The following is a 6,000-nucleotide window of genomic DNA, read 5'->3' on the forward strand; positions in this document are numbered from 1 at the left end:
TTTTAATATGATAATACTCATAACCTCTGTAATTTGCTGAATAATAAAATGATGAAACAAAATTTAGTTGCTCTTTTATGTTCTACTCTTGCACTTACTGCTTGTGCAAAAACAACCACTGAACCTAGTAAAGAACCATTAAATAAACCAAGTCAACCTACTTCTCAAGATCCTAATTTACAAAAGAAAATCAATGAGCTTTTAGAAAAAACTAAACGAGAACTTATTTTAGTAAAAGGTGGAAGTTTTATGATGGGCGACTTTGGTCCTCAACATAGTCAAGATGGGCTTCCCTACGAAGGAGATGGAGATGCAACACCATTACACAAAGTGACCTTATCAGATTATAAGTTGAGTGCAACCAAAGCGACTTATGCTGATTTTGATATATATACTGCTGCAACCAACCAAAAACCTATTGGAATTTTTGATGAATTTTCAAAAGTAGATCGAATTCCTAAAGTTGCTGCTGGCGTAAATTGGTATCAGGCACGTGATTATTGCCAATGGTTAGGAAAACAACTCAATTTAAAAATGGATTTACCAACAGAGGCGCAATGGGAATATGCAGCTCGTAATCGTGGTCAAATGATTATGTATCCAACCAACAATGGAAAATTAGAAAATGGTAAAAATATTTGGAGCTTTGACCAAAGAAGTGAAATTAAATCCAAATATAAGACTATAGAAGTTGTACCTCTCCTAAAACAATTCCCACCAACAAAAATGGGATTTTATGACATGATTACCGATAATTATGAGTGGATGCTTGATTGGTATGATCCTCAATATTACAGTAAATCTCCTGAACATAATCCGCAAGGTCCCCAAACAGGCACTAAAAAAGTAGTCCGAAGCACTTACCCAGATGATGGACAAAACATTAAAATGTCAGGAGGGCTTACAATTAGTCGTCATGCTTTATATCCCACAGCAGATCCAAAAGATCTCGAATACTATAAAAACTCTAAATACAAAGACTCAATTGATTTAAATAAAAATAACTCTGTACGTTGTGCTGCAAATTTATAAATTTGAAAAAGAGTATAACTTAAACGTTATACTCTTGATCCTCAAATGGGTTCGAATCCATCAAGTTTTATGGCTTTTGAAACCACAGTAAAACATAGAAATTTAATTAGTAGACAACTAATTAGGCGTCTTACTCATTTAATTTTGGTTCAAACCAAACAGACTCAGTACAATGCTTATGTGACCTTGTTACAAGCTTTGGGTGGTAGTCCGATTCAGCAATTGCCTTAAATAAAAAGCCCGTAAGGGCTTTTTATTATAGAAAATTCCAAAATTTCAAATAATTATCAAACCCACGACCTCGTGTTTGCATAATAAATTCAATAAACGAAGAAAAGCACAATAACCCTATATAAGCGCATAGAATACATATTAAATAGTGAGTGAGTCCAAATTTAGTTGAATTCAAGCTAACACCTTCAACCTTACCAGTATCATTTTCATCTTCAAAAGAATAATTTCTATTAAACACATGAATAAATAGATTACCTAATAATGAAATAAGATAATAAAAGAAAAAGAAAGATCGAGCATAGTTAATAATTTTGTTTCGTTTTAAACTTCCAGCCTCATCAACCAAATATTCATATTTCGAATTAATATTATTTTCTTTAAAAACATAATCATTGTCAAAGAATGTATACCAAGATTTTTTAAATATACCAAACACTTTTGAATAATAATTTTTTTTCTTAATATGTTTATATTCCTCACCTTCCATGTAATTCACTACAAATTGCCAACAAGATGAAAACTTCAATAGATCTTTTTCATCACTGACTTTTCTAACCAAATAAAAAGGTTGCTCAATATCTTCCTTAAACTTAAATTTAATTTCATGATATTCGATATCTGACTTTATATTTATTTTCTCTACAGTCACATTTAAATCATCCCAATCAACAACAAACTCTTTATCATCAATTTTAGGGAAATATACTTTTTTTAAAGTTCGATTGAATCTAATGGGAAATTGACGAAATGAAATAAAATTTTTCACTCCAATCAACCATATTATGAATATAAATCCTCCAATAAGTATAAACACTGATAATACTATAAAAATATACTGATCTTGTAAAAATTTAGTGAATAAAGCAGGTATTAAATAAGTTAGTGGCATTAAAATAAAAAATAGGCCGATTAAGCCTAATCCTACAATTCCGCCTCTTCCATAAAAACTTTTATCATAAAATTCAATACAATCATTGGTTAATTCTCGAATATAACCATAATCAACAGGCTCTACCTTAGGTAAGTCTTCAATTAAATACGACTGTAAGTGATCTATATTCTGAGCTTTCGGATATTTGGTAGTAACACCATATAGCTTATGATAGAGCATAATATTCCTATTGAGCGATTGCTTTTAGTGAAATGTCAAATTGGGATTTCAATTGATCTAAAGTTTTGTATCTATCATTTTTTAGAGTCCCGAACGAGCTCCTTTCGACCCAATCTTGTAGTGCATTATCTTTATATTTAGCTATCATAATTGACAATCCTATCATCACACCTGCGATAATTAATCCATAAACTCCCAAAATGCTTAATCCTTTGAATAATGCATAACTGAAACCTAAGCCAAGAATTCCATTTATAAATTGTAAAGTCATTAATTTGTAATTACCTTCTACACGAGAATCGGTAGCGTCTAATAAATCCATGACTCCAACAGCAAGAGCAGCTCCCCCACCTAGCAATCTAGCACTTAGGTTAAGTGAAGTTTTCATAAATCCAGCTTGTTTTGTAAGAACATCACCAAACTGTGCAAACGAAGCAATTGCTGCCATCGCACCTGCATAAGCTCTATAACTATTATTCCGGGCATCATGCGCCATCACTTCATCACCATAGGCATCATCCCATAACTTTACAAAAACCCAAGTTTGGAATGCACCAATAATTAAAGAACTACCAGCTAAAAACATCTTAGTTACATTGGGGGCAGATCTATTTAGAGTTTCTTGAACTGACGTTTTTACTCTATCACGCCATTGCAGATCAAAATCACTTGAAACCGCATTTTTAAGATCTATATTATCTACTGTCACCGCTTTTAAAGCTTGTTCAAAACTATCAACATTCTTAAAAACCCCTTTTACAATTACAAGGTTTCTTTTCACCACATGTTTTTTCAAATTCGTTTTTGTTGCTAAATCCAAAATATGTTGATCAATCATGAATTTTAAATTTCTTGGATCTGTTTTAATACTCTGCGCTAAAGCAGGATTTTCTCTGGCTGCTGCTAGAATCATCTCTTTTCTTAACACTGAAGCCAATTTACTTGTTCTGATGTTATTTGTAATAAATGGTTCGAATTTCACTCTGTACAATCCAGCATAACTGATTGCGGCTAAACCTGTATTTAATCCATTTAATATACCTTGAGCTAACAGTATATATAAGGAACCAAAAACGACTGCAAAACCACTACCTAATTTATCAACATGACCCTCAACAGTATTTTGAAATGCACCTGCGAAACTTCCCCAAAGCCCATCCCAGGGTATATCTCTAAACTTATTTTCAACATCTGGTTTTAGTTTTTTAAATGAATCTGTCACCTTCGCCTTTAAAACATCTTGATTCAATACAAAAACATTTAGCATATAATTTTTTGAAGAGAATTCATTGTAGCTCATCATCTTTAACAATTTATTTTGAATATTATCAAGCACCCCCATACTACCTAACATCAAAATAATTTCTTTACCGTAAGCTATGCCACTATTCATATCAGATGAATCAAACTGATTAGAAAAGTATGCTACTACTCTATTACAATCCAACCATTTTTCATAAATTTTCGACAAGGGTAAAACATTATTTTCATGTAGCCTCTTCTTTTCATCAGAAAATTTTTTCAGCCAATCCTTTCTTTCTGAATGATCAATTTTACTATGATATTTTCTCCATTCTTCTTCGATCTTTTTTCTCAAATCCTGATGTTTGCTAATTTCAAAATCATAGTCACTTTTTTTCCATACATCACCAGATTTTAAAACTAAATCTGCAGCTCGAGATCTTTGAGTCTCTTTATCTCTAACCTCACCAAACTTATAATTTAATACAAGCCCTTCTCTTACACCCTCTTCAAGAGCTAATAAAGTTTGATGAGTAAATGATTGCTTTTCGTATCCTTTAATAGAATTAGCTGCTACATATTTTTTCTCAACAGCGGTTTCAATTTCTGCCATTAACATGACTGGATCATGTAATGCAACCAATAATCCTTTTCCTTTATTCAATCTTTCTGCTGTATTAAATAAGTTTTTTTTGAATCTACTTATTACCTCATCATGTATTTCCATTATTTTATTAATTGGAACATATTCTAAACCTGTAGTAGACCCTATTGATATCTTAGTCATATGACTACGAAACTTTGAATCTTTGATATGATTATCGATAGTTTTTTTTGTCCATTTATGTGCACTAAAACATATCCAGACATTGCGTTTAGTGTTAGCTTGAGGAACGGTAATTAACATTCCATTTAGTACTCGACTGCCATCAGTGGAGCAAATTTTACATATTGTGTTATTAGTTGATGATAATTGACTAACTTTTAATGTATTTGTTAAACCATGTCTGCTATAACAGGTTATCTCTTTAGGTTTTAACTCATCATAAACATATATATACCCTAAATTTCTCAGACTTTTTAATTCATACGAACCTTTGCCAGAAAGATCTGGATAATTATTAGGCTTATTTATAATTAACTTTCTATTTGTAGATGAGTGATATCCAATTCTAGTTAAATATATTGGCAATCCCTTTTTATTACATGTTTTACAATTTGAATTGTCTGGAAGTTTAGACATCATATTCACCATATATTTTACTCAATATTAAATTTACATCTAATACTGAATTATCTACTTCATATCTAAGTTTCTCATTGATTATTTCAACATCACTTAAATTTATTTTAAAATTATTTTTTTTCGAAAGATTTAACCTGTACCAACCACCATTTATAGATATACTCCAACGTTCAATTTTATTTGATAGATTCAAAAAATTCGGAAATACAGCAGCTAAATGAAGAGCAACTCTCGGATCGTAAACCCTAAAAACATTTTTTTTATTAAAGGATATAATAGAATCAAGAAATAAAGAAAACTCATCAAAATTCAATTTAGTTTCTATTAAATTTTGCAACAAATAAATTTTATCAAATTCAGAAAAATAGGAATGCGTAGTAATTGAAATTAAATCATCCCATATCATTTTTTTCTTATCAAAAGAAATTTTGTTCAAATCAATTAATATAGGGCAAATATTTTTATTTTTAAAAACATTTAAGCCCACAAAATAATATGTTAAACCAAATTCATCAAAAAGTTTATGCAGTTCTGGCCAAAAACCAGACTCTAAGATTGCATAATTAGCCTCAGTAAATTGATTAAAATCTAAAGTAATTTGGCTTATTGTATCAATCGAGTTCAATTGCGGCACTTCCACTGTCTGATGCATCTAATGCTTTATACTCACACATAAGACTTGGTAAACTTAAATTTATATTATTACTTACCACAGGTCCTACGAACTTATGTTGCCCCGCTTTCGCCTCAAACTTCCCGCCAGTCGTTGGTAATATCCCAGAACTATTTAGTTTCACTTGTGAGCCGCCTGCGGTTAGATTAATTTCATTCGGACTAGTGATATAAATCGTATCCTCCGTCGAAATAATCTGCACACCCTTTCTTGCAATCAGATCAGCACCATCCCCTTGAGCTTGAATCTCAATCTTGCCTTTGCCTGCATACAGTCGTGCTCCTTCTTGCGCGGCAAATAAGCTGATCTTTTTGCTGGCATGTCCGATGATGCTGTCTTGCGTGCTGGTGTTAATGCTTCCTTGTGCAATCTGGTTGATCTGCCCATCTGCACTGAGGTGGATGTCTTCGTTACTTTCTACGGCAATTGAACTTGGTGAAGCCAAGAGCATGATCGCTTGTT

The 6,000-nt window shown here is 31.9% G+C and carries 5 protein-coding genes and 1 pseudogene; 2 read left to right on the forward strand and 4 right to left on the reverse strand.

Annotation, left to right across the window (positions count from 1 at the left end; genetic code table 11):
* Window positions 1–51 precede the first annotated feature (51 nt).
* A complete protein-coding gene (locus AC1M9J_RS10900) occupies window positions 52–1,032 on the forward strand; it encodes a formylglycine-generating enzyme family protein (RefSeq protein WP_481952309.1) in 981 nt (326 codons plus the stop codon).
* A gap of 135 nt (window positions 1,033–1,167) precedes the next feature.
* Window positions 1,168–1,263 (forward strand): annotated as a pseudogene (locus AC1M9J_RS10905) (hypothetical protein); the annotation flags it as partial.
* Between the two features lie 25 nt (window positions 1,264–1,288).
* On the opposite strand, the gene AC1M9J_RS10910 reads toward AC1M9J_RS10905, so the two are convergent.
* The 4 genes from AC1M9J_RS10910 to AC1M9J_RS10925 form a co-directional block, all read right to left on the reverse strand.
* Entirely contained in the window at window positions 1,289–2,377 is a 1,089-nt protein-coding gene (locus AC1M9J_RS10910; protein ID WP_481952307.1) for a hypothetical protein, read from the reverse strand.
* A 7-nt stretch (window positions 2,378–2,384) separates the two neighbouring features.
* Window positions 2,385–4,862, reverse strand: coding sequence for a T6SS effector BTH_I2691 family protein (locus AC1M9J_RS10915; RefSeq protein ID WP_481614146.1), 2,478 nt, complete (start codon window positions 4,860–4,862; stop codon window positions 2,385–2,387).
* Entirely contained in the window at window positions 4,855–5,505 is a 651-nt protein-coding gene (locus AC1M9J_RS10920; RefSeq protein ID WP_481609042.1) for a hypothetical protein, read from the reverse strand. The genes AC1M9J_RS10915 and AC1M9J_RS10920 overlap by 8 nt, the downstream gene beginning before the upstream one ends.
* On the reverse strand, window positions 5,477–6,000 hold a 524-nt coding region (locus tag AC1M9J_RS10925), incomplete at its 5' end, for a DUF2345 domain-containing protein (RefSeq protein WP_481952308.1). The genes AC1M9J_RS10925 and AC1M9J_RS10920, both read right to left, overlap by 29 nt.

Source organism: Acinetobacter sp. ANC_7588 (genome assembly GCF_056783995.1).